General features: G+C 72.1%; 20 protein-coding genes, 1 tRNA gene and 1 riboswitch. Of the genes, 19 read left to right on the forward strand and 2 right to left on the reverse strand.

Annotated features, from left to right (window positions below; genetic code table 11):
• Positions 1-125 precede the first annotated feature (125 nt).
• The 7 genes from AB0H37_RS43365 to AB0H37_RS43395 all read left to right on the forward strand — a co-directional run bounded on the left by AB0H37_RS43365 (position 126) and on the right by AB0H37_RS43395 (position 5,316).
• Entirely contained in the window at positions 126-542 is a 417-nt protein-coding gene (locus AB0H37_RS43365) for a hypothetical protein (RefSeq protein WP_360618515.1), read from the forward strand.
• Complete coding sequence (locus AB0H37_RS43370) at positions 539-1,255, forward strand: hypothetical protein (protein WP_360618517.1); 717 nt, start codon at positions 539-541, stop codon at positions 1,253-1,255. Before AB0H37_RS43365 ends, AB0H37_RS43370 begins: the two co-directional genes overlap by 4 nt.
• Complete coding sequence (locus AB0H37_RS43375; RefSeq protein WP_360618519.1) at positions 1,252-1,596, forward strand: hypothetical protein; 345 nt, start codon at positions 1,252-1,254, stop codon at positions 1,594-1,596. The genes AB0H37_RS43370 and AB0H37_RS43375 overlap by 4 nt, the downstream gene beginning before the upstream one ends.
• A complete protein-coding gene (locus AB0H37_RS43380; RefSeq protein ID WP_360618521.1) occupies positions 1,593-2,534 on the forward strand; it encodes a bifunctional DNA primase/polymerase in 942 nt (313 codons plus the stop codon). The genes AB0H37_RS43375 and AB0H37_RS43380 overlap by 4 nt, the downstream gene beginning before the upstream one ends.
• A complete protein-coding gene (locus AB0H37_RS43385; protein WP_360618522.1) occupies positions 2,531-3,712 on the forward strand; it encodes a DUF3631 domain-containing protein in 1,182 nt (393 codons plus the stop codon). Before AB0H37_RS43380 ends, AB0H37_RS43385 begins: the two co-directional genes overlap by 4 nt.
• Positions 3,713-3,901: 189 nt before the next feature.
• Positions 3,902-4,123 (forward strand): DNA-binding protein, encoded by a 222-nt coding sequence (locus tag AB0H37_RS43390; protein ID WP_360618523.1) that lies wholly within the window; start codon positions 3,902-3,904, stop codon positions 4,121-4,123.
• Positions 4,120-5,316, forward strand: a complete 1,197-nt coding sequence (locus AB0H37_RS43395; protein WP_360618525.1) for a site-specific integrase — start codon at positions 4,120-4,122, stop codon at positions 5,314-5,316. Before AB0H37_RS43390 ends, AB0H37_RS43395 begins: the two co-directional genes overlap by 4 nt.
• A 70-nt stretch (positions 5,317-5,386) precedes the next feature.
• Here the strand turns inward: AB0H37_RS43395 and AB0H37_RS43400 are convergent.
• Positions 5,387-5,460 (reverse strand) — tRNA-Pro (locus AB0H37_RS43400).
• A 93-nt stretch (positions 5,461-5,553) separates the two neighbouring features.
• On the opposite strand from AB0H37_RS43400, the gene AB0H37_RS43405 reads away from it, so the two are divergent.
• From AB0H37_RS43405 to AB0H37_RS43460, 12 genes are all read left to right on the forward strand, one after another.
• Positions 5,554-6,429: a hypothetical protein gene (locus AB0H37_RS43405; protein WP_360618526.1), complete on the forward strand. Its 876-nt coding sequence runs from the start codon at positions 5,554-5,556 to the stop codon at positions 6,427-6,429.
• A gap of 185 nt (positions 6,430-6,614) precedes the next feature.
• Positions 6,615-8,507 (forward strand): SpoIIE family protein phosphatase, encoded by a 1,893-nt coding sequence (locus tag AB0H37_RS43410; protein ID WP_360618528.1) that lies wholly within the window; start codon positions 6,615-6,617, stop codon positions 8,505-8,507.
• Between the two features lie 468 nt (positions 8,508-8,975).
• Positions 8,976-9,131, forward strand: a riboswitch (cyclic di-AMP (ydaO/yuaA leader).
• Positions 9,132-9,142: 11 nt separating this feature from the next.
• Positions 9,143-9,910, forward strand: a complete 768-nt coding sequence (locus AB0H37_RS43415) for a CHAP domain-containing protein (RefSeq protein ID WP_329091941.1) — start codon at positions 9,143-9,145, stop codon at positions 9,908-9,910.
• Positions 9,911-10,113: 203 nt separating this feature from the next.
• Positions 10,114-13,005: a CDP-glycerol glycerophosphotransferase family protein gene (locus AB0H37_RS43420; RefSeq protein WP_360618530.1), complete on the forward strand. Its 2,892-nt coding sequence runs from the start codon at positions 10,114-10,116 to the stop codon at positions 13,003-13,005.
• Complete coding sequence (locus AB0H37_RS43425) at positions 12,989-14,251, forward strand: glycosyltransferase family 4 protein (protein WP_360618531.1); 1,263 nt, start codon at positions 12,989-12,991, stop codon at positions 14,249-14,251. Before AB0H37_RS43420 ends, AB0H37_RS43425 begins: the two co-directional genes overlap by 17 nt.
• Positions 14,252-14,275: 24 nt before the next feature.
• Entirely contained in the window at positions 14,276-15,514 is a 1,239-nt protein-coding gene (locus AB0H37_RS43430; protein ID WP_360618533.1) for an acyl-CoA dehydrogenase family protein, read from the forward strand.
• Positions 15,511-16,290: an SDR family oxidoreductase gene (locus AB0H37_RS43435; protein ID WP_360618534.1), complete on the forward strand. Its 780-nt coding sequence runs from the start codon at positions 15,511-15,513 to the stop codon at positions 16,288-16,290. The genes AB0H37_RS43430 and AB0H37_RS43435 overlap by 4 nt, the downstream gene beginning before the upstream one ends.
• 26 nt (positions 16,291-16,316) lie before the next feature.
• Entirely contained in the window at positions 16,317-16,934 is a 618-nt protein-coding gene (locus AB0H37_RS43440; protein ID WP_360618536.1) for a TetR/AcrR family transcriptional regulator, read from the forward strand.
• A 25-nt stretch (positions 16,935-16,959) separates the two neighbouring features.
• A complete protein-coding gene (locus tag AB0H37_RS43445; protein ID WP_329091929.1) occupies positions 16,960-18,117 on the forward strand; it encodes an acetyl-CoA C-acetyltransferase in 1,158 nt (385 codons plus the stop codon).
• A 90-nt stretch (positions 18,118-18,207) separates the two neighbouring features.
• On the forward strand, positions 18,208-19,374 hold the full coding sequence (locus AB0H37_RS43450) for an NADH:flavin oxidoreductase (protein ID WP_360618538.1): 1,167 nt from the start codon (positions 18,208-18,210) through the stop codon (positions 19,372-19,374).
• A 34-nt stretch (positions 19,375-19,408) separates the two neighbouring features.
• On the forward strand, positions 19,409-20,386 hold the full coding sequence (locus AB0H37_RS43455; RefSeq protein ID WP_329091925.1) for an SDR family NAD(P)-dependent oxidoreductase: 978 nt from the start codon (positions 19,409-19,411) through the stop codon (positions 20,384-20,386).
• Positions 20,387-20,405: 19 nt separating this feature from the next.
• On the forward strand, positions 20,406-21,212 hold the full coding sequence (locus tag AB0H37_RS43460; RefSeq protein ID WP_360618541.1) for a MaoC family dehydratase N-terminal domain-containing protein: 807 nt from the start codon (positions 20,406-20,408) through the stop codon (positions 21,210-21,212).
• Positions 21,213-21,228: 16 nt separating this feature from the next.
• Here AB0H37_RS43460 and AB0H37_RS43465 read toward each other — a convergent pair whose 3' ends face one another.
• Positions 21,229-22,893: a glycerol-3-phosphate dehydrogenase/oxidase gene (locus tag AB0H37_RS43465; protein ID WP_329091920.1), complete on the reverse strand. Its 1,665-nt coding sequence runs from the start codon at positions 22,891-22,893 to the stop codon at positions 21,229-21,231.
• Positions 22,894-23,169 lie beyond the last annotated feature (276 nt).

Raw genomic sequence — 23,169 nt, forward strand, 5'->3', positions numbered from 1 at the left:
CCGCCGACCACCCGACAGCAAGACGGGCGGCCCGGCGCACAAGCCACCAAGCACGCCGCCGGACCGCCCTGCCCCAACCGCTCACGTGCCCCAACGAGGCTCCGCGATATGGAGGTGCACCCATCATGGCGCACAACCCGGCAGACTTCCCGCCCGTCCAGCAATGGCCCATCCTCACCGGCCCCGACTGCCCCACCTGCGGACGCGACAGCGACGTCACGTGGATCGGCCCCACCACCACCGCGAACGGCGCCGAGGTGAGCGTGTGGCACTGCCGCGCCTGCCCCGCCGACTGGTCCATCCCCACCACCCGGTGGCCGGTGCTGGACGGCCCCGACTGCCCGCACTGCCACGCCGTCGTCACCTGTTGGGCCGCACTCGCCCCCGACCACGAGGGAGACCTGTGGACCTGCCACCACGGGCACGAGTTCGTCCTGACCCCTGACGGCGTCGTCATCACGCCCGGCAACGAGGACCTGTCGAACTGGGCACCGGTCTGGCCGATCTCCAAGCGGGACCAGCAGGACGGGGACGCCGGATGAGCACCCGATACCGCCCGCTGGCGGGCGTTCGGATCCTGGACGCGTTTTGCTGTATCGGTGGCGCGGCCCGCGGCTACCGTGACCTCGGAGCGCACGTCACCGGCGTCGACATCACTCCGCAACCCGACTACTGCGGACACGAGTTCATCCAGGCGGACGCGGTGGCGTTCATCGCCAAGCACGGGCACCTCTTCGACTTCGTCCATACTTCGCCGCCGTGCCAGGGGGAGGGAGCGCCGACCAAGGGCAGCAACGCCGCCCGCAACGCCGCCGCCGGCCGCACCCACCCCCGCCTCATCGCCCCGACCCGCGCCGCGCTGGAGACCACCGGCCGCCCGTACGTGATCGAGAACGTCGCCGGTTCCACCGTCCGCAAAGACCTGCGGCTGTGCGGCGAGATGTTCGGACTCGACGTGATCATGCACCGCTACTTCGAGTGCGGCGGCGGCCTCACCCTCGACCAACCCCCGCACCCCCGCCACCGCGGACGCGTCCGCGGGTGGCGACACGGCGTCTACTACGACGGCCCGTATGTCGCCGCCTACGGCAACGGCGGCGGCAAGGCCACCGTCCCCGAGATGCAGCGCGCCAAGGCCATCGACTGGAGCACCGATCACCTCGGCCTACGTGAGGCGCTCCCGCCTGCCTATACCCGCCACCTCGGCGCCGCCCTGGCCGGTTGCCTGACCGCCGAACGGAGGGCCGCCGCGTGACCACACCCCAGATCGTCACTCGCGGGGGGAGGCGCTACGTCGTCCATGAGGGGCGGCTGCTGTTGAACTGGCGTGACCGGCCCGTCCGGTTCCACGCCGAGGGCTGCATGCTGTGCTGTACCTACCGCGTCCAGCACCGCGCCGGCGGCGCACCCCGCCACCCCGGCGACGCCTGTCCGCGCTGCGGTACCGGCTGGCGAGGCACCCGGCCCGACCCCTGCGCGCACTGCGGCTACACCGCCCACCTCACCGACGACGACGGCCGCCCGGTCCACAAGACCTGCGCAGAAACCGCCGCCCTCGCCGCCGAGGGCGACCGGTACGGACGGGAGGCCGCGTGACCACCCTCCAGGCACCCACCACCGGCGCCGCCGCGCTGGCTTGCGCGCGGCGCGGCTGGCACGTGTTCCCGCTGCGTCCCGGTGACAAGCGGCCCGCGCTGCGCAACGACTGGGAAGGCCGCGCCACCACCGACCCCGCCCGGATCCGGCGGTGCTGGAACCACGCCCCCTACAACGTCGGCATAGCGTGCGGCCCGTCCGGGCTCGTCGTGGTGGACCTCGACATGCCCAAGCGCCGAGAGACCCCGCCGCCCGAATGGAACATGCCGGGCGTCAACGAGGGCGCCGACGTGCTCGCCGTCCTCTCCGAGCGACACGGCGAGCCGTTCCCGCTGGACACCTTCACCGTGATCACCCGCCGCGGCGGGACACACCTGTACTTCACCCCGCCGCCCGGCGCCGAGTTGCGCAACACCTCCGGGCGGCACACCACCGGCGTGGGCTGGCTGATCGACACCCGCGCATGCGGCGGGTACGTCGTCGCGCCCGGCAGCTTTGTGGATCTGCCCGACGGCGCCGGCCCGTACCGCATCGTCAACGACGTGCCGCCTGCCCCGCTCCCGGCGTGGCTGGCCCGACTGCTCACCGCCCCGCGCCCCGCTCCCTCCTTGGGTGCCAACTCGGTTGCCGGAACGGTGGCGGACCTGCCCGCCTACGTACAAGCGGCACTCAAGGGGGAGGCGGCCCGGGTCGCCGACGCGGTGACCGGTGGACGCAACCACGCGCTCAATAAAGCCGCGTACAACCTCGGCCGCCTCACCGGCGCCGGCGTCCTCGACCACGAGACCGCCGCGACGGTGCTGTTTGAGGCCGCCGCCGTCCACTTCGGCCCCACCCGCGCCGACGTCACCCCGGCCGAAGCACGCGCCACCATCCGCTCCGCGCTTGCCGCGGGCGCCCGCAACCCGCGCACCATCACCAGGGGGAATCTCGCGTGACCACACCCACCAACCAGTCCGACGACCGGACGCCGCTGGACGGCGCCGCTCTGCTGGACGCGCTACGCAATGCGCTCATCCGCTATGTCGTCCTGCCGACCCCGCAGGCCGCCGACGCCGTCACGCTGTGGATCGCCGCCACCCACGCTCAACCGGCATGGCCGCACGCGCCCCGGCTCGTCATCCGTGGGCCCGAGAAGCGGTGCGGGAAGTCCCGGCTGCTGGACGTGACCGAAGCGACCTGCCATTCGCCGTTCATCACCGTCAACTCCTCCCCGGCCGCGGTCTACCGGTCCATCACCGACGACCCGCCCACCCTGCTCGTGGACGAGGCCGACACCATCTTTGGCCCCAAGGCCGACGGCAACGAGGATCTCCGTGGGCTGTTCAACGCCGGACACCAGCGCAACCGGCCCGCGATGCGCTACGACGCCAACACCGGCCGAGTGGAAGCCATCCCCACTTTCGCCATGGCCGCCCTCGCCGGAATCGGTGCTATGCCCGACACCATCGAGGACCGCGCGGTCGTCATCCGGATGCGGCGCCGCGGCCCCGGCGAAACCGTCTCGCCTTTCCGGCACCGCCGCGACCGGCCCGCGCTCCGCCAACTCGCCGCCGACCTCGCCGCATGGCTTCGCGCCGACCTCGCCATCCTGGAATCGGCCGAACCGCCCATGCCCGTGGAGGACCGCGCCGCCGACACCTGGGAGCCGCTGGTGGCCGTCGCCGACTACGCCGGCGCCCACTGGCCCGACCGCGCCCGCGCCGCCGTCCTGGCCCTCACCGCCGACGCCGACGACAACGGCCAGATGTCCACCCGGCTCCGCCTGCTCACCGACTGCCGCATCGCGTTCGGCACTGATCCCGCCCTGCCGACCGCCGTCCTCCTCGACCGCCTCAAGGCCGACGCGGAAGCGCCATGGCAGGACTACGGGCCTAACGGGCTGACCGCGATGAAGCTCGGAACCATCCTGCGCGAATACGAGATCAGGTCCGGCAACATCCGGTTCCTCGACGGCAGCCAGGCCAAGGGCTACCAGCGCGCCGACTTCACCGACGCATGGGCCCGGTACTGCCCCGATTCCGGCCCGCCCGAGGGCGAGAACGCCCCCATCGAGCGGGGGAGCCGTCCCAGCCGTCCCAGCCTCGTCATCGCAGGTCAACGCGGGACGGCTTGAAACCGTGGGACGGCTTAGCCGTCCCAGCCCAACAAGCCGTCCCAGCCTGACCAGCAGAGATGACCCTGGGACGGCTGGGACGGCTACCCCTCCCCCGACCGCCACCGGCACGGCGTCCAAGCCACCCCGCACGCCGCCGCGCCGCCCGATATGCCCGACCGCCAGAAGCCGAGGGATGGACTGCGAGAGATGGACACCAGGAAGCCCAGTCCGGCCGAACTCTTCGGCCTCAAGCCCCTGTACAAGATCTCCGAACTGCCCGGCATCCTCCCGTTCAGCCGGAGCCGGATCTACGAACTGGTTCGCGCGGGCCGCATCCGGACCGTGACAGAACACAGCGTTCGCCTCGTGCCCGCCAGCGCAATCGCCGAGTACATCGAACTACTGGAAAGGGAGGCTGAGGCCGCGTGAGTGACCAGAAGCGCCGTCCACGCGGTGATGGGGGGCTTCATTGGGACGACAAGCGGCAACGCTGGATCGCCTCCGTGACGGTCGGATACACCCCGGCTGGTAAGCGCATCGTTCGCAGGGCAAGCGACCGATCCAAGACCAGAGCGCTAGCCAAGCTCAAAGAGAAGGTTCGCGACCACGAAGACGGCTTGTCCGTCGAACCCGGCAAGTACACCGTTGCGGAAGCTGTTCGGTACTGGCTCGCCTACGGGCTGAACGGTCGCGATGCGGGGACGGTCGGGAACTACCGGATCCTCGCCGAGAAGCACATCATCCCGGGGTTGGGCGCGAGAAAGCTCCGCGAGTTGTCCGCCGAAGACGTGGACAAGTGGCTAGCGGAGAAGGCATCCGAACTCAGCACGCGGACTCTCCGATTGATCCACTCGATCCTCAATCGGTCCGTACGAAACGCCCACGCACGCGACAAGGTCAAGCGGAACGTAGTGGCGCTATGCGACGTCCCGACCGGTCGCCAGGGACGGCCCTCGAAAGCGCTCACGCTCGCACAGGCCGAAGTCGTGCTGAACGCTGCGGAGGGTGCGGCCCTAGACGCCTACGTCGTGCTCTCGTTGCTTGTGGGGGCTCGCACGGAGGAACTGCGAGCGCTCACGTGGGCCCATGTGGACCTTGACGGCAAGCCGGATGCGGAACCGCCCGTGCCCCCGACCGTGATGGTCTGGCGTTCGGTGCGAGTTGGTGGGGACACAAAGACCCGCAAATCTCGCCGGACGCTGGCCCTGCCGGCGCGATGCGTGGAGGCACTGCGTGCCCACCGTCAAAGGCAGGATGCAACGAGGAAGGCGGCCGGTAATGCGTGGCAGGAGCACGGCCTAGTGTTCGCGTCGCGCGTTGGGACGCCGCTGGACTCGCACAACGTCAGGCGCGCATTCCGGCGCATCCTCGCCAAGGCTGAACTACCGGCCGCGGACTGGACGCCCCGCGAGATGCGGCACAGCTTCGTGTCTCTGCTGTCTGACAGCGGGGTCGCCATCGAGGACATCGCACGCCTGTGCGGCCACAGCGGGACGGCCGTCACGGAGACGGTCTACAGGCTCCAGATCAGACCCGTGATCGAGGGTGGCGCTACGGCCATGGATCGCATCTTCCCGGCGGTCCCTGGGGACCACGAACCATCGCAGCTTAGCGAGCCGTAGTCACTCAGTTAGGTACTCAATGCCGAAAGAGGCCGGTTCCGATGAGATCGGATCCGGCCTCTGAGCTGTGTCGGGACGGCGGGATTTGAACCCACGACCCCTTGACCCCCAGTCAAGTGCGCTGCCAAACTGCGCTACGTCCCGGTGCCCGTTTGAGCGAGCGTGATTACTCTAGCGCAGTCTGCGGGGTCGTGCGTACCGAGATACGGGGGCGCGGATCTCTGGTAGGCAGGCCTGATGGTGCGTTTGCGGGCGGTGCTGGCCGGGGTCGTGGGCCTGGGGCTGGTGTGCGGGTGCGGGGACGGCGGAGGGACTCGGTCGGTGAGCGGGAGTCCTGAGCCGACGGGGTCCGTGCCGCGGGCTTCGGCGGCGCCGTCCAAGGCGCCGGTCGTGCGGGTGCCGGCGGGGGTGCGGGCCTCGTACGAGGTGTTCGACCGGGGCTCGGGGCGGGTGGTGGCCGCGCGGGCGACGCGGCGGACGTTCCGGTCGGCCTCGGTGGTGAAGATCCTCATCGCGCTGGACTACATGGATCGGCATGAGGTGTCGGATGCCGATCGCCGGCTGCTGGTGCCGATGCTGCGGTCGAGCGACGACGGGGCGGCCACGGAGTTCTGGCGCCGGGGCGGGCGGGCGCGGATCATCGAGCGGATGGTGCGGAAGGTCGGGTTGGAGGACACCGCGCCGCCGCCCGCGGAGAAGCCCGGGTTCTGGGGGTACACGGCGCTCAGTGCGCGGGACGTCGTGCGGATGTACCGGTATCTGCTGGACGAGGCGCCGGAGGGGCAGCGGGAGTTCGTGCTCGCGCAGTTGCGGAGGTCGACGCCCTGCGGGACGGACGGGTTCGACCAGACGTTCGGGATTCCGCGGGCGGTGAAGCGGCCGTGGGCCGTCAAGCAGGGGTGGTCCGGGTTCGGGGAGACGCCGGCGGAGCCGTGCAGCGTGCGGCCGGCGGCGTGGCGGCCCGACCTGGGGCTCGGACGGCCCGTGCTGCACACGACGGGCGTGGTGGGGGACAAGATCGTGGTGGTGCTGACGCTGCATCCGGCGGGGACGTCGTTCCGGACGGCGGCGGCGCGGATCACCTCGCTGACGCGGCAGGTGGCACGGGTGTGATGTGGGTCACAGGGCGTGGCACCGGTCCGTTTTGAGATGGTCACCGGAAGCGGTCGAGTTCGGGCGCGCAGGGAAAACCCGGGCAAAGATCTAGACTCTTTGCCCGTGGATGGGCGAATAGCCCCTCACTGACGTATGTAGCTTTTTTCTCCCAAGGGCAGGTGACGCCGAACGGGGGACAAGGGTTGGCGGAAGCGGAGGGCACCCAGCCCGGGGTGCACGTTGCGGACCTGGAAGACCTGCGGGGAGCCGCGCACGACCGTGCGGTCATGGCGGAGGCGCGGGTCGTGCTGGCCCGGCGTCTCGGCGTCCCGCCGGGCGAGGCCCTGCAGCACCTGATCTGGCTCGCGCGCGACCTGGACATCGAGATGGCCGAGGCGGCGTCGCTGCTGGTCAAGGACGGGGGCGGCGGGCCGGTGGGGGCCGTGCTGGCGGGGCGCCGGGCGCCGCGCACCGAGGAGGTCCCCGCGGAGCGCCAGGCCGTCCTGTCGGAGGCCGAGGACGTGCTGCGCCGGGTGACGGCCGAGGACACCGCGGGGGACGTGGAGATCCTCGCGCGGGTGCCCGACGATCCGGCGGCGACTGCGGTGCTGGAGGGCGCGCTCGACTCCGCGGCCCATCTTGTCCCCGTGCGGGGGCCGGACGGCAACGTGGTCGACTTCCTCTTCGCGGAGCTCAACGGCGTCGCCAAGGACATGTTCGGGCGGGGCCGGGAGGAGCTGACCGGACTGCGGTTGCTGCGGACGGACCCGGGGGCGGTGCTCAGCGGGCTGTTCGACGACTATGTCGGGGTCCTGGAGACCGGGACGCGGTTGGAACGTCCCTCGATCCAGTACTCGACCGCTCAGCGCGGCCTGTCGCGCTCGTCGCGGATGAGCGTGCGGTGCGTGCGGGTGCCGACGGGCGTCTGCGTGACCTGGCGGTACCACCTGACCGAGGACCGCATCGCGCGGCGGCTGGAGAGGGTCGAGCGGCTCGCCCTGATCGGATTCGGGGAGTGGGACCTGGCGACCGGGGAGGCGGACTGGACGCCGCAGATGCTGGCCAACTACGGCCTCTCACCCGACGAGGTGCCGCCGATGCCGCACGACCTGCCGAAGGTCGTGGCCGACGACGACCTTCCGCTGGTCGAGGAGGCGGTCCAGACGATGTTCTCCCGCCGCGAACCGGTGGAGGCGGAGCACCGCGTGACCGGCAATGACGGGACGCCCCGCCATCTGTGGGTGTTCGCCGAGCCCGTGCTCGGCGAGTCCGGGCTGCCCGTCTCGATCAACATCGTCTCGCAGGACATCACCCGGCGGCGCGGGGTGGAGCACGCGCTGGCCGAGACCCGGCGGCAGATGCTGCGCCAGCAGGCGCGGACGGCGCAGGAGCGGCGCGTGGCGGTGACGCTGCGGCGGGCCATCCTGCCGGACGAGGACGAGGCCGAGCAGCTCCCGGGCCTGCGCACCTCGATCCGCAGTATGGCGGCGGAGAGCACGGCCCGCATCGGCGGCGACTGGTTCGCGACCCGTGCCCTGCAGGACGGGCGGGCGATGTTCGCCATCGGGGACGCCGCCGGGCACGGGCTGCCGGCGGCGGCGGCGATGGCGCGGACCCGGAACGGCCTGCTGGGCCTCGCCTGCACGGGGGAGCGGGCCGGACGGCTGGTCGGCTGGCTGAACGAGCTGATCGGCGCCATGGACCCGCCCGCGACGGGCACCGCCATCGTCGCCCACTACGACCCGTCCCGGCACCTCCTGGAGTGGACGTGCGCGGGCCATCCGCCGCCGATCCTGGTGCGGGACGGGCGGGCGACCCCGCTGGAGGTGGTCCGCGACCCGATGCTCGGCGCCATGGCCGGCTGGGAGTACACGACGATCACCACCGGGCTGAATCCGGGCGACATGCTCTTCCTCTACACCGACGGCCTGGTGGAGCGCAGGGACGCGGATCTGGACGAGCGGATCGCCCGCCTGACCCACATCCTGCAGGACTCCTCCACGCGTCCCGACCGGGTGCTGGACGAGGTTCTCGCGCGGATGGAGCACGACCGGGCGGCGGACGACACCACCCTCTTCGCCATCCACGTGGAGTGATCGTCCGAGCCTCACGGTGACGAACGGCACGCCTGACCAGCGGAGATCGCCGAATGTGACGTGCGCCTCACCTGGACGGGCGGGCGGGTGGTGCAGACCGGGGGCGGGGAGTGCCGGCCGCCCTCCATTCGATCTTCTTTACCTTTTCCCGAAGGCCCGGTAAGTACGGCGGGCAAGGGGCTGAGGGGCGTCTCGACAAAGATCGGGAAGAGGCGGCGCAGTCCCGGTGTTGGGAGTCTCTTGGAAGGGCCTTGAGCAGGCAAGACTTTGCTTTATGTCTGGTTTGCTTTTCTTGAGAAGGTTGGTACCTTCGATCCCGAATCACGCAACGCGTCCCATGCGTTGCCACCGGCCGCACCATGCGCGGCCGAGGATCGCGGAGCGGAATCCGCACGCGATGCGCGCCCAGTGACGCGCGCCCCCTCATCAAGATCTGTCAGTGAGAAATCCGTAAACCTGCACCGCTCGCGCGGTGCGAGGCCGAGTCCGTCCGGTCAGTGCGACCGGAACGGAGCCGGGGACCCACGTTTCTGGGGTGAATCGGCGCGCCCGAGAGTCGCGCCGTAGGGCTGCTTCCATGCCCGAATCCGTCAGCTAACCCGGTAGGCGCCATGGAAGACAAGGAGATTCCCTGTATGTCCGGTCTTTTCGATCGACTTTCGCTCAACCGCCTCAGCCCCGAGGACAAGGCCGTCGGCGTCGCCGTAGGCGCGGTCCTGGCGGGCGCGGTCGGGCTCTCTGTGGTCAACCCCCTCGCCGGCGGCCGCGCGGTCGCCGACACCTCCACCCAGACGGCGGTGGTCGCCGAGCAGGGCACCACCGCGCACAAGTCCTCCAAGGCCAAGACGGTGAAGGCCGAGAACGCCGCGGCCGAGGCCCGGCGCGAGGGCTTCAAGGTCCCCCCGCACGCCGTCAAGCCCGCTGAAGTGATCAAGCTCGCGCAGAAGCAGGTCGGCATCCACGAGGGCAAGGGCGGTGAGACCAAGTACCACAAGTGGTACGTCTCGACTCCGCAGGCGAAGGCCACCGCCAAGCGCGACGGCGGCTTCTCGGTCAAGGAGTACAACGGCGCCCAGTGGTGCAACATGTTCGTCTCCTGGCTCGGCGCCCAGACCGGCGTCAAGAACATGGGCTGGGACGCCTACACCGTCCAGCACGCCAGCTGGTTCAAGCAGACCGATCGCTGGGGCCACACCGCCAAGCCCGGCGCCGTGGTGTTCTACGACTGGCAGGACGGCTCGAAGGCCGACATCGGCGACATCGACCACGTCGGCATCGTTGTCAAGGACAACGGCAACGGCACCATCTCCACCATCGAGGGCAACACCGACAACGCGGTGCAGAAGAAGGTGCGCGACAAGTCGCAGGTCGTCGGCTACGGCTACCCCGACTACGCCCGCTGACGCGACGCCTTAGAGAAGGCGCACGTGTGACGAAGGCGCCCGGCCTCCCGCCGGGCGCCTTCTGGCGTTCCGGGTGTTGTGCCCAATGCCTCCGCTGACGGTGGGTAATGCTAAGCGTTGACAGCCTTTGATCCCCCTTGGAGCTCAGTGCGGAGTTCCTGGATAGGTATCCAGCACGCCGGAGTCTGCGGAGGGGGATGCCCATGGCGGTGCGCCCGGATGTCAGCGTGGTGGTGATCGCCTACAACGACGCCCGGAGGCTTCCGCGGGCGGTGGCCTCGGCGCTGGCGCAGTCCCTGGGCGGCGTCGAGACGTTGATCGTCGACGACGCGAGCACCGACGGCACGGGCGAGGCCGCCGACCGGCTCGCCGCGGCCCATCCGGGGCGGGTCCGGGCCGTTCACCTGCCGGTCAACTCCGGCGGCTGCGGCCGCCCCCGCAACACCGGGATCGATGCGTCCACCGGCCGGTACGTGATGTTCCTCGACAGCGACGATCTGCTGGACCGGCACGCCTGCCTCAACCTCCTCGCCGCCGCCGAGGACACCGGCGCCGACATGGTCTCGGGGCTCTGCGACCGGATCTTCCTCGACCTGCCCGAGGGCGCCAAGGGGCGGATCCGCCCCTGGTATCCGTGGCTCTACCGGCACAGCGTCGTCTACGACTCGCTGAGCGAGAACCCCGATCTCCTCTACGACACCCTCTCGACCAACAAGGCGTACCGGCGCGGCTTCCTGGAGGAGCACGGGCTGCGGTTCGTCGAGCGGCTGCACTACGAGGACCTGCTGTTCACCGCCGAGGCCTATCTGGAGGCGGGACGGACCGCCCTGATCCCGCACCGCGTCTACAACTGGCTGGTCAGGGAGCGGACGCCGGCGCCGTCGATCTCCAACCGGCGCGCCGAGCCGGCCAACTTCGCCGACCGGCTGGAGATCCACCGCCGCATCGACATGCTCTTCGCGCTGCGCGGCGCCTACGACCTGCAGCGGGCCAAGGACGTCAAGTTCGTCAACCACGACCTGGTGCTCTACCTGCGCGAGCTGCGCGACCGCGACCCCGACCACCAGGCGCGCTTCCTCGACCTGGCCGCCGCCTACCTGGCCGAGCTGGACCCGCGGGTCTTCGAGCAGGCCAACCCGCTGCCCGCGATCGCGGCGCACCTGATCCGCGAGGGCGACCACGCGGGGGCGCTCGCCGCCGCCGAGTACGACCCCGTGAAACGTCCCGAGCTGCGCGCCCGCCTCGTGGAGCGGGACGGGCGCGTCTACTGGGGGGCCGGGCGCCCGCGCGGCACGCTCGGCCGCCGCGTCCTGGACGTCACGGCCTTCGGCTTCCACGTGCGGCCCCTCCGGGAGCTGCGCCCGGCGAACACCGTCACACGGCTGGAGACGCGCGGCGGCCGCGTGCTCATGGCCGGCTACGTGGTGAACCCGCTGGAGCGGATCCCGCGGGGAGCCGAGCTGTCCGGGACGCTGGAGTTCCGCGACCGGCGCCGCCGCTCGAGGACCGGACGGGCCCGCGCGTCCGTCCGGCACGAGGGCGACCGGCTCACCTGGCGGGCCGAGTTCGACCCCGTCCAGAAGATCCGCCCTTTCGGGTTCGTCGACCCCGTCTGGGACGTCCGGCTGCGCATCCGGGTGGACGGCGAGGAGGTGGTGACCCGGCTCGGTGAGGGCCGCGGTTCACCGTCGCTCGGCGGCGTCGCGCTGCCCGTCCGGCCGCGGCTGACACGGTTCGCGGGGGACCGGCTCCGCTCGTACGTCACCGAGGGAGGGCACCTGGCGTTCGCCCTGGAGACGGGGAGCCCGTGGGCGCGGCTCACCCGCGCCGTCGCGCGGCGCGCCGCCCTGTCCCGGCCGGCGCGGCTGGCCCGGCAGCGGGCCCGGGAGGTGAGCAGGTCGGTGCGCCGGACGCTGACCGGCCGGAACACCAAGATCGTCGTGTTCAACCGGGTACTGAGCCGGCTGCCCGTCCGGACCGGCCTGGCGGTCTTCGAGAGCCAGCTCGGCCGCCACTACTCCGACAACCCGAAGTACATCTACCGGGAACTGCGCAGGTCCGGCCGTCCGGTGACGGCGGTGTGGTCGTACGCGTCGTCCCCCAAGGGGTTCCCGGACGACGCCCGGCTCGTCAAGCGCGGATCATGGGCGTACTACCTGGCGCTCGCGCGGGCCCAGTTCTGGATCGACAACCAGGGCTTCCCGGACCGGCTGCGCAAGCGTCCCGAGACCACCTACATCCAGACCTGGCACGGGTCGGCGTTCAAGCTGATGGGGCTGGACCAGCCGCGGTTGAAGTCGGGCCCGGCCGGCGACCAGGCGCGGCTGCGGCGGATGGTGGAACGATTCGACTGCTTCCTGGTGCGCTCCGGGCACGACACCGAGACGCTCTGCAGCGGCCTCGGCGTCAGCTCCGAGCTGCTGCCGGTGGGGTATCCCCGCAACGACGCCCTGGTCAACGGGGTGGACGGGGATCCGGAGCTGGCCGCCGAGGTCGCGGCCCTGCGCCACTCGCTCGGCCTGGACGACGGGCGCCGCGCCGTCCTGTACGCGCCCACGTACGCCACCGGGCCGAAGGGACGTCCCGTCCGGCTCCTGGACGCGCCAGTGGATCCGGCGGTCTTCGCGCAGGAGCTGGGGGAGGAGTACGTCCTGCTCGTCCGGCCCCACTACCTGTGCCGGGCGAACGTGCCGCCGGGCGCCCGCGCGGTCATGCGGGACGTCGGCGCGGTGCCCGACGTGACGCCGCTCCTGCTGCTGGCGGACGCGCTCGTCACCGACCACTCCTCGATCATGTTCGACTTCGCCCTGCTCGACCGGCCGATCGTGCTGCACCTCCCGGACGGCAGGGACCTCGCCACCGGCTACTTCGACCTGGAGCGGCACGCTCCCGGGCCGATCACGCGTACGGAGGACGAGCTCGTCGCCGCGCTCGCCGGCCTGGACGCGGCCGAGGCCGAGCACGCCGGGCGGCGGCGCGCGTTCGCCATGCGCTTCGGCGAGCACGACCGCGGCACCGCCGCGCGGACGGTGGCGGACCGCTACTTCCCGGCCGCGCCGAGCAGGAGGGGGAGACGCCATGGCCGCGCCGCGTGACGTCTTCATCGTGTGCAACAACGCCGACGACATGGGCGGCCTCCAGCGGTGGGCGCACCACATGGCGCGGCTGCTGGCCGGGCGCGGCGACCGCGTCACCCTCGTCGGCATCACGCGGGGGGCGGAGCCGTACCACCACGGCCGCGACGGGTCCTACGCCGTCGAGGTGCTGCACGGCGAGTGGCGGGCGCCCGTCCTCGCCTGGCGTCCGCGGAAGGCGTTGCGGCGGCTCGATCCGGCGGCGCGGGCCCGCGACCTGTGGCGGACGGCCGCCCAGCGGCGCGGCGCGGCACGCCTGTCGGAGCTGTTCGCCGCCGCGAGGCCGGGGGCGGTCGTCATCGTGGCGCAGGTGTGGGCGATGGAGTGGGTGCGGCTCGCCGACACCTCCGGGCTGCGCGTCGTGGGCATGAGCCACGAGTCCTACCAGGCGACCCGCGGGTCGTCGCGGTACCGGCGGGTCAAGGAGCACTACGCCCTGGCCGACCGGATGCTGGTGCTCACCGCCGAGGACGCCGACGCCTGGGCCAGGGACGGCATGACCAACGTCGCCCACATCCCGAACGCGCTGCACATCACGCCCGGCGTGCATCCCACGCTCGACCTGCCCGTCGTCGCCTGCGTCGGCCGCCTGGCCTACGAGAAGGGCGTGGACCTGCTGCTGGAGGCGTGGGAGCGCGTCGCCGGACGGCATCCGGGGTGGCGGCTGCACGTCTACGGCAACGGCCCGGACGAGCCGGAGCTGCGGGCGCGGGCGGACGCCGCCGGGCTGTCCGGCTCCGTCGAGTTCCGGGGCGTGGTGTCCGACGTCGAGGAGGCGCTCGTCGAGGCGTCGGTGTTCGCGCTGCCCTCGCGGGCCGAAGGCTTCCCGATGTCGGTGCTGGAGGCCATGGCCTACGGGCTGCCCACGGTGGCGTTCGACTGCGCGCCGGGCGTCCGGGCCCTGATCGAGGACGGGCGGGACGGCCTGCTGGCCGCACCGGGCGACGTCACCGCCTTCGCCGCCGCGCTCGGCCGGCTCATCGAGGATCCGGAGCTGCGCCGCTCGCTCGGAACAGGCGCCCGCGCGTCGGTGCTGCGGTTCAGCCCCGACGCCGTCCTCGCCCGCTGGGACCGGCTGTTCAACCTGCTCCACCGCCGGCTCGCGGCCGACGCGCCGGCTCCCGCGCCGGCCCGTGCCGGGGCCCCCGTCCCGGGCCGGGGCGCGGCGCGGGAGGCCGAACCCGCCCTGGGGGGTGATTCTTTCTAACAACTGTTTGGTAGAGTTCGCGGCGTGAAGCAGAACGAGTCCCCCGCGGACCGGGCCTTCCGTGCCGAGGTCCGCGACTGGCTCCAGAGCAACCTGTCGGGCGAGTTCGCGCACGCCCGCGGGCTCGGCGGCCCCGGCCGCGAGCACGAGGCGTTCGAGGAGCGGCTGGCCTGGGAGCGGCACATGGCCGCCGCCGGCTGGACGTGCGTCGGCTGGCCCCGCGAGTACGGCGGCCGCGGCGCCACCGTCGAGCAGCAGGTGATCTTCCACGAGGAGTACGCGCTCGCCGACGGGCCCGCCCGGGTCAACCACATCGGCGAGAACCTGCTCGGGCCCACGATCATCGCGTTCGGCACCGACGAGCAGCGCTCTCGCTTCCTGCCCCCGATCGTGGCGGCCCGGGAGCTGTGGTGCCAGGGGTACTCCGAGCCGAACGCGGGCTCCGATCTGGCCAATGTGCAGACCCGCGCCGAACTCGCCGGGGACCACTGGCTGGTCGACGGGCAGAAGGTGTGGACGTCGCTGGCCCTCGAAGCCGACTGGTGCTTCGCCGTGTGCCGCACCGAGCCGGGGTCGTCCCGCCACAAGGGCCTGTCGTACCTGCTGGTCCCGATGCGGCAGGACGGCGTGGACATCCGGCCCATCGTCCAGCTCACCGGCACCTCCGAGTTCAACGAGGTGTTCTTCGACGGAGCCCGCACCGACGCGGGCAACATCGTCGGGGCGCCCGGCGAGGGCTGGAGGATCGCGATGGCGACGCTCGGGTTCGAGCGCGGCGTCGCGACGCTCGGCCAGCAGGTGGGGTTCCGCCGCGAGTTCGAGGGCGTCGCCGATCTCGCCCGGCGCACCGGCGCCATCGACGACCCGCTGCTGCGCGACCGGCTGACCCGGTCCTACATGGGCCTGGAGATCATGCGGCTGAACGCGGTGCGCACCATGGCGGGCGTCGCGGCGGGCGCGCCCGGCCCCGAGTCGTCCATCTCCAAGCTCGTCTGGGGCACCTGGCACCGCGAACTCGGCGAACTGGCCATGGACGTCCTCGGCGCCGCCGGCCTCATCGCCGACGGCGCGCCGGGAACCGGCCCGGACGGCGGGTCCGCGCAGGCGCAGCCCTACGACCTGAACGACTGGCAGCGGCTCTTCCTGTTCTCCCGCTCCGACACCATCTACGCCGGGTCGAACGAGATCCAGCGCAACATCATCGCCGAGCGGGTGCTCGGCCTGCCCCGTGAACCGGCCGCCGACAGGAAGGCACGCGGATGACCCCGCCCCCCTACGTCCCCGGGCACGGCCTGCTCGCCGACCGCGCCGTCGTGATCACCGCGGCGGCCGGAGCCGGGATCGGCGGCGCCACCGCCCGCCGCTGCCTGGAGGAGGGCGCCCGCGTCCTGGTCTCCGACGCGCACGAGCGGCGGCTCGCCGCGACCGCGGCGGAGCTGGAGAAGGAGTTCGGCGCCGACCGGGTCGCCTCGCTGCCCTGCGACGTCACCTCCGAGGAGCAGGTCCAGGCCCTCTACGGCCGGGCCGTGGAGCGGTTCGGGCGCATCGACGTCGCGGTCAACAACGCCGGCCTCGGCGGGACGGCGGACCTCGTCGACATGACCGACGAGCAGTGGGGCCGCGTCCTCGACATCACCCTCACCGGCACGATGCGCTGCACCCGCGCCGCCCTGCGCCTCATGCGGGACCAGGGCTCCGGCGTCGTCGTCAACAACGCCTCGGTGATCGGCTGGCGGGCCCAGAAGGGCCAGTCGCACTACGCCGCGGCCAAGGCCGGGGTCATGGCGCTCACCCGCTGCTCCGCGCTGGAGGCCGCCGACTTCGGCGTCCGGGTCAACGCCGTGTCCCCGTCCCTGGCCATGCACCCGCACCTGGTCAAGGTGACGTCCGAGGAGCTGCTGGAGCAGTTGACGCGCCGTGAGGCGTTCGGCCGCTACGCCGAGCCGTGGGAGGTGGCCAACGTTATCGTCTTCCTGGCCAGCGACTACTCGTCGTACATGACGGGCGAGGTCGTCTCCGTCTCCTCCCAGCACGCATAGGAACACCGGTACATGAGGAACAGCGCATGAGTCCACGACGGCGCGACGCCGAGGGCACCGCCGCCGCCCGCGCGGGACGGCGGGCCGAGCTGCTCGCCACGGCCGCCGAGGTGTTCGCCTCCCAGGGCTACTCCGCCACCACCGTCCGGCAGGTGGCCGACGCCGCCGGGATCCTCGGCGGCAGCCTCTACTACCACTTCGACTCCAAGGAGTCGATGGCCGACGAGATCCTCTCGACGTTCCTGGACGACATGTGGGCCGCCTACGACCGCGTCCTGGACGCCGGGCTCAGCGCGCGCGACACCCTGGAGGCCGTCGTCGTCGAGTCGTTCCGCTCGATCGACAAGCACCGTCCCGCCGTCGTCCTCTACCAGAACGAGTCCAAGCACCTCGCGACCAGCGAGCGGTTCCGCTACCTCCTGGACTCCCAGCGACGGTTCGAGGAGATGTGGCTGTCCCTGCTGGACCGCGGCGTCAAGGAGGGCGCCTTCCGCGCCGACCTCGACCGGACCCTCATCTACCGCTTCATCCGCGACACCGTCTGGGTCGCGGCCAACTGGTACCAGCACGGCGGGCGGCTGTCCGCCGACGACATCGCCAAGCAGTACCTCGCCATGTTCCTCGAAGGGATCCGGGCGAGCTAGGCCCCCGTACGAAGGAGACACCCCCATGGCCGAGGCCTACATCGTCGACGCGGTCCGCGCCCCGGTCGGGCGCCGCAACGGCGGGCTCGCCGGTGTGCACCCCGCCGACCTCGGCGCGCACGTGCTGACCGCCCTCATGGACCGGACGAAGATCGACCCGGCCGCCGTCGAGGACGTCGTCTTCGGCTGCGTCGACACCCTCGGCCCGCAGGCCGGCGACATCGCCCGCACCTGCTGGCTGGCCGCCGGGCTCCCCGAGGAGGTCCCCGGCGTCACGGTCGACCGTCAGTGCGGCTCCTCCCAGCAGGCCGTGCACTTCGCGGCGCAGGCCGTCCTGTCCGGGACGTCGGACCTGGTCGTCGCGGGCGGCGTGCAGAACATGTCGCAGATCCCGATCGCCTCGGCGATGACCGCCGCGGCGCCGCTCGGCTTCACCGAGGGCCCCTTCGCGGGCTCGACGGGCTGGACGCGCCGCTACGGCGACGCCGAGGTGTCGCAGTTCAACGGCGCCGAGATGATCGCCCGCGACTGGGACATCTCCCGCGAGGAGATGGAGGCGTTCGCCTACGAGTCGCACCAGCGCGCCATCCGCGCGATCGACGAGGGCCGCTTCGAGCGCGAGACCGTCCCCTGGGAGGGCGTCACCGCCGACGAGGGCCCGCGCCGCGACACCACCCTGGAGAAGATGGCGGGCCTGAGGACCCTCGTGGAGGGCGGCCGCCTCACCGCGGCCGTCTCGTCGCAGATCTCCGACGGCGCCGCCGCGCTGCTCATCGCCTCCGAGCAGGCCGTCAAGGACCACGGCCTCACCCCCCGCGCTCGCGTCCACCACCTCTCCGCGCGCGGCGAGGACCCCATCCGGATGCTGTCGGCGCCCATTCCCGCCACCGCGCACGCGCTGAAGAAGACCGGGATGACGATCGGCGACATCGACGCCGTCGAGATCAACGAGGCGTTCGCGTCCGTCGTCCTCGCCTGGCTCAAGGAGACCGGCGCCGACCCGGCGACGACCAACCCCAACGGCGGCGCCATCGCCCTCGGCCACCCCCTCGGCGCCACCGGAGCCCGCCTGATGACCACCCTCCTGCACGAGCTCGACCGCACCGGCGGCCGCTACGGCCTCCAGACCATGTGCGAGGGCGGCGGCCAGGCCAACGTCACCATCATCGAGCGGCTGCACTAGCCCAGGGGGCGACCCCCTGGAACCCCGGCACGAGCCGGGCGCCCCGTGGTCGTGGCTGATGTTCGGATTCAGTGAGGCTGGGAGTTGGTTGTGGAGGTCTTCGAAACGGCGCGGCTCGGGCCGGTGACGCTGCGGAACCGTGTGATCAAGGCGGCCACGTCCGAGGGGATGACGCCCGACGCGCTGGTGACCGACGACCTGATCGAGTACCACCGGCGCCCGGCCGCCGGGGGAGTGGGCATGACCACCGTCGCCTACTGCGCGGTCGCGCCCGAGGGGCGGACCGAGCAGCGGCAGATCTGGATGCGGCCGGAGGCCGTCCCCGGGCTGCGGCGCCTCACCGACGCCGTGCACGCGGAGGGCGCCGCCGCGTCCGCGCAGCTCGGGCACGCCGGCCCGGTCGCCGACGCCAGTTCCAACAGGGTGCCCGCCGTCTCGGCCGGCCGGTTCTTCAACCCGCTCGGCATGGCCTTCACCAAGGTGGCCACGGCGGAGGACATCGAGCGCATCACCCGCGCCCACGCCGAGGCGGCCCGGCTCGCGGTCGAGTCCGGCTTCGACGCCGTCGAGATCCACCTCGGGCACAACTACCTGGCCAGCTCGTTCCTCAGCCCTCGCCTCAACCGCCGCGAGGACGGCTACGGGGGACCGATCGAGAACCGGGCCAAGGTCGCGCTCGGCATCGCCCGCGCCGTCCGGGACGAGGTCGGCGACCGCATCGCGATCACCGCCAAGCTCAACATGCGCGACGGCGTGCGCGGCGGACTGGAGATCGACGACAGCCTCCACGTCGCCCGCGGGCTCCAGGAGGAGGGCACCGTCGACGCGCTGGAGCTGACCGCCGGCAGCTCGCTGCTCAACCCGATGTACCTGTTCCGCGGGGAGATGCCCATCCCCGAGTTCGCGGCCAGCTACAAGCTGCCCATGCGGATCGGTCTGCGGATGTTCGGCAAGCGGTTCCTGCGCGCCTACCCCTACCAGGACACCTATCTGCTGGAGCACGCCCGCAGGTTCCGCGCCGAACTCGACCTCCCCCTGATCCTTCTGGGCGGCATCACCGACCGCGCGACCATGGACACGGCGATGGCGGAGGGTTTCGAGTTCGTCGCCATGGCCCGCGCCCTCCTCCGCGAACCCGACCTCGTGAACCGCATCGCCGCCGACCCGTCGACGCCGTCCCTGTGCATCCACTGCAACCGGTGCGTCCCGACGGTCTACCGGGGCACCCACTGCCCGCTCGTCCCGCAACCGGATTGACCTGGAGCGCGCTCCAGCTCGTAGCGTTCGGGGCATGACCACTCCACAGCACACGATCGGATCGGGTTTCGGCTTCGAGAGCACGGCCCGGGACGTCCTTGAGGGCATCGACCTCTCGGGAAGGCTCGCCGTCGTCACCGGCGGCTACTCGGGGCTCGGGCTGGAGACGACGCGGGCTCTCGCGGGCGCCGGGGCACAGGTGGTGGTCCCCGCGCGGCGGCCGGAGGCGGCGAAGGAGGCCGTCGGCGGCATCGACGGCGTGGAGGTCGGCGAACTGGACCTGGCGGACCTGGAGAGCGTGCGCGGGTTCGCGGAGCGGTTCCTCGCGTCCGGGCGCGGCATCGACGTCCTCATCAACAACGCGGCGGTCATGGCCTGCCCGGAGACGCGCGTCGGGCCCGGCTGGGAGGCGCAGTTCGCCACCAACCACCTCGGCCATTTCGCGCTGGTGAACCGTCTGTGGCCGGCCGTCACGCCGGGAGCCCGGGTCGTCGCGGTGTCGTCGCGAGGGCACCACTTCTCCCCGATCCGGTGGGACGACGTGCAGTTCGAGCACGGCTATGACAAATGGGAGGCGTACGGGCAGGCGAAGACGGCCAACGTGCTGTTCGCCGTTCACCTGGACGCGCTCGCCAAGGACGCGGTGCGGGCCTTCTCGCTCCACCCGGGGAGCATCCTGACGCCCCTCCAGCGCCACATCCCCCTGGAGGAGAAGGTGGCGAACGGCTGGATCGACGAGGACGGGAACGAGATCGGCCAGGGGTTCAAGACGCCGGAACAGGGCGCGGCGACGGCGGTGTGGGCGGCCACGTCCCCGCGGCTGGCCGGCATGGGCGGGGTGTACTGCGAGGACTGCGACGTCGCCGAACAGGTCCCGGACGGCGGGCCCGAGCGCCGCGGCCGGATCGACGCGCCCTCCAGCGGGGTGCGCTCCTACGCGACCGACCCGGCGCAGGCCCGGCGGCTGTGGGAGCTGTCGGCGGAGCTGACCGGGGTGAACGCGTTCGCGTAGCGCCTGCGACGATGGGGCCGTGATCGACATCGCGGGGTGGGCCCCGGAACCGCAGGAGACGACCGAGGCCGTCGGCGCCGGGCCGTCGGCGGCGCTGGCCGGGATGCTCGACGTCGAGCCGCCGGGGGACGATCTGCCGCCCCTCTGGCATTGGCTGCACTTCCTGGACCGGCCCGCGCAGCGTGAGCTGGGGCCGGACGGGCATCCGCGGGAGGGACCGTTCCTTCCGCCGATTCCCGAGCGGCGCCGCATGTTCGCCGGCGGGCGGTTCCGGATCCACGAGCCCCTGCGTGTCGGGGACGCCGTCACGCGTCGGACGGAACTCGCCTCCACCGCGGTGAAACAGGGGCGCAGCGGGGAGATGCTGTTCGTGACGGTCCGGCACACCTTCGTGCGGGACCGCGCCGAGATCGCGGTCGAGGAGCAGGACCTCGTGTACCGCAGCGGCGGCACGGCGCCCCGCCCGGAGCGGATGGCGTTCGAGGCACCGGAAGTGGACGCGCCGTGGACGCTGAAGACGGCCGCGGATCCGGTCATGCTGTTCCGGTTCAGCGCCCTCACCTACAACGCCCACCGCATCCACTACGACGAGGAGTACGCGACCGGGGCGGAGGGGCACGCCGGGCTCGTCGTCCATGGGCCGCTGCTCGCGATCCTCTGCCTCGAACTGCCGCGCCGGGCGGGCCTGAAGGTGCGCGGACTCTCGTTCCGCGCCCGCAGACCCGTCTACGCGCGGCAGCCGTTCGTGGCGGCCGGGTCCCCGGACGGCACCCTCTCGATCCACGCCCCGGGCGACGTCACGGCGATGACCGCCACCTTCGCGTAGCCGCCGGCGATCTCGCCTAGGCGGCGGTGACGGGCGCCTCCTGCACGGCCGGGCCGCCGCGGCGCTCCGCCGCGACCTGCAGGACGTACCGCTTGACCTCGCCGCTGACCCGCTCGGCGTCCCAGCCGAGCCAGGGCGCGACGAGTTCGGCGACGCGCGACGCCGCGGCCACGCCGCCGTCCCATTCCTCGATCGAGACGCGCAGCCGCCGCGACAGCACGTCCTCCAGGTGAAGCGCGCCCTCGTGCGTCACCGCGTAGACGGCCTCGGCGCACAGGTAGTCCTCGGCGCCGGGGATGGCGGCGCCGAGCGCCGGGTCGTCCGCGACCATGGCCAGCACCTCCCGGGCGCATGATCCGTACCGGTGCAGCAGGTGCTCGATCCGCGCGACGTGCAGGCCCGACTCGGAGGCGAGCCGGCGCCGCTCGTTCCACAGCACCTCGTACCCGGTGGCGCCGAGGATCGGCAGCCGGCCGGTGACCGACGCGGGGACGGAGGCGTCGAGGCCCTCGGCGACCACGTCGACCGCGTCCCGCGCCATGACGCGGTAGGTGGTGAACTTCCCGCCGGTCACGACGACGAGGCCCGGCACCGGCTCGGCGACGGCGTGCTCGCGCGACAGCCGCGTGGTGTCGTCCACCTCGCCGGACAGCAGCGGCCGCAGCCCCGCGTAGACGCCCTCGATGTCGTCGTGCGTGAGCGGTGTCCGCAGGACGGCGTTCGCCTGGTCGAGGAGGTAGCCGATGTCGGTGTGGTGGGCGACGGGCTCGTCGGGGCCGTCGGCGTGCGGGGTGTCGGTGGTGCCGACGAGCCAGTGCCGCCCCCACGGGATGATGAACAGGACGCTCCTGGAGGTCCGTGTGATCAGCCCGGTGCCCATCGGGATCCGGTCGCGCGGCACGACCAGGTGGACGCCCTTGGACGCCCGTACGCCGAACGCGGCCCGCGACCCGGTCATCGCCTGCGCGCCGTCCGTCCACACCCCGGTCGCGCACACCACGCGGCGGGCCCGCACGGCGATCTCCCGGTCGCCCTCCAGGTCCAGGACGTGGACGCCGGTCACCCGCTCGCCCTCGCGCAGGAACCCCGTCGCCTCGGCGCGGGTGGCGACCTTCGCGCCGTACTGCGCGGCGGTGCGGGCGACCATCATCGTGTAGCGGGCGTCGTCGACCTGCGCGTCGTAGTACTGGACGGCGCCGACCAGCGCGTCCGACCGCAGGGCCGGGGCCTCCCGCAGCGCGGCCCGCCGCGTGAGCTGGCGATGCCGGGGCAGCGACCGCGCACCGCCCATCGTGTCGTACAGGGTCACGCCCGCGCTGACGTACGCCCGCTCCCAGACACGGTTGCGCAGCGGGTAGAGGAACCGGACGGGACGCACCAGGTGCGGAGCGAGCCGCTCCAGCAGCAGGCCGCGCTCCCGCAGCGCCTCCCTGACCAGCCCGAAGTCGCGCTGTTCGAGGTAGCGCAGACCGCCGTGGATCAGCTTGCTGGACCGGCTGGACGTGCCGGCCGCCCAGTCCCGCGCCTCCACGAGGGCGACGGACAGGCCCCGCGAGATCGCGTCGAGCGCCGCGCCGGCGCCGACGATGCCGCCGCCGACGACCACGACGTCGAACTCGGTCTCCGCCAGGTCGCGCAAGGTGTCCTCGCGGTGCTGGGGGCCGAGGGCTACAGATGTCACTGCACGCTCCCGAAGAGAGGTCGGATCCAGTGTCGTGCGGCCGGGTTGCGGCGAGCCGTCGCCCGGAGGACCTCCAGGACAACAACCCGCCGCTTCCCGGCGATGAGAAGGCGCGCCCGGTCCCTGCGGAGGGACCGGGCTCCCTACCTAGTCACTCAGGTCGACCCAGTCGAGCGTCCGGTCGACGGCCTTTTTCCAGCCTGCGTAGCCTTGTTGGCGTTGGTCGTTGTTCCAGGTGGGTTGCCAGCGTTTGTCTTCGTTCCAGTTCTGGCGGAG

The organism is Actinomadura sp. NPDC023710, assembly GCF_040639875.1.
GTDB classification, from domain to species: Bacteria; Actinomycetota; Actinomycetes; order Streptosporangiales; family Streptosporangiaceae; genus Spirillospora; species Spirillospora citrea.

What these genes read in the sequence shown, in the direction of transcription:
- AB0H37_RS43365 (WP_360618515.1), top strand. Translation starts at nt 126, where the DNA reads ATGGCGCACAACCCGGCAGACTTCCCGCCCGTCCAGCAATGGCCCATC.
- AB0H37_RS43370 (WP_360618517.1), top strand. Translation starts at nt 539, where the DNA reads ATGAGCACCCGATACCGCCCGCTGGCGGGCGTTCGGATCCTGGACGCG.
- AB0H37_RS43390 (WP_360618523.1), top strand. Translation starts at nt 3,902, where the DNA reads ATGGACACCAGGAAGCCCAGTCCGGCCGAACTCTTCGGCCTCAAGCCC.
- AB0H37_RS43405 (WP_360618526.1), top strand. Translation starts at nt 5,554, where the DNA reads ATGGTGCGTTTGCGGGCGGTGCTGGCCGGGGTCGTGGGCCTGGGGCTG.
- AB0H37_RS43415 (WP_329091941.1), top strand. Translation starts at nt 9,143, where the DNA reads ATGTCCGGTCTTTTCGATCGACTTTCGCTCAACCGCCTCAGCCCCGAG.
- AB0H37_RS43420 (WP_360618530.1), top strand. Translation starts at nt 10,114, where the DNA reads ATGGCGGTGCGCCCGGATGTCAGCGTGGTGGTGATCGCCTACAACGAC.
- AB0H37_RS43425 (WP_360618531.1), top strand. Translation starts at nt 12,989, where the DNA reads ATGGCCGCGCCGCGTGACGTCTTCATCGTGTGCAACAACGCCGACGAC.
- AB0H37_RS43435 (WP_360618534.1), top strand. Translation starts at nt 15,511, where the DNA reads ATGACCCCGCCCCCCTACGTCCCCGGGCACGGCCTGCTCGCCGACCGC.
- AB0H37_RS43440 (WP_360618536.1), top strand. Translation starts at nt 16,317, where the DNA reads ATGAGTCCACGACGGCGCGACGCCGAGGGCACCGCCGCCGCCCGCGCG.
- AB0H37_RS43445 (WP_329091929.1), top strand. Translation starts at nt 16,960, where the DNA reads ATGGCCGAGGCCTACATCGTCGACGCGGTCCGCGCCCCGGTCGGGCGC.
- AB0H37_RS43455 (WP_329091925.1), top strand. Translation starts at nt 19,409, where the DNA reads ATGACCACTCCACAGCACACGATCGGATCGGGTTTCGGCTTCGAGAGC.